Here is a 225-nt window from a genome sequence, read left to right as displayed (position 1 = left end):
AGGTGCTGGGCGACACCCACCCCGACACCCTGCGCAGCCGCAACAACCTCGCCAGCGCCTACCGGGCGGCGGGGGATCCGGGACGCGCCATCCCCCTGCTGGAGGCCACTCTCGCCCAGCGCGAACAGGTGCTGGGCGACACCCACCCCGACACCCTGCGCAGCCGCAACAACCTCGCCAGCGCCTACCGGGCGGCGGGGGATCCGGGACGCGCCATCCCCCTGC

1 protein-coding gene is annotated in these 225 nt (G+C 75.1%); it reads left to right on the top strand.

All coding sequences use genetic code 11. The annotated features are described in order from the left end of the window. Nucleotides 1-225: tetratricopeptide repeat protein (locus ADL01_RS28015; RefSeq protein WP_159049665.1), on the top strand; the 225-nt coding region annotated here is incomplete at both ends.

The sequence above is a fragment of the Streptomyces sp. NRRL WC-3618 genome (genome assembly GCF_001280005.1).
Taxonomy (GTDB): domain Bacteria; phylum Actinomycetota; class Actinomycetes; order Streptomycetales; family Streptomycetaceae; genus Streptomyces.
Note: the sequence above shows the minus strand (reverse complement) of the source record. Positions and strands in the feature narration are given on the sequence as shown.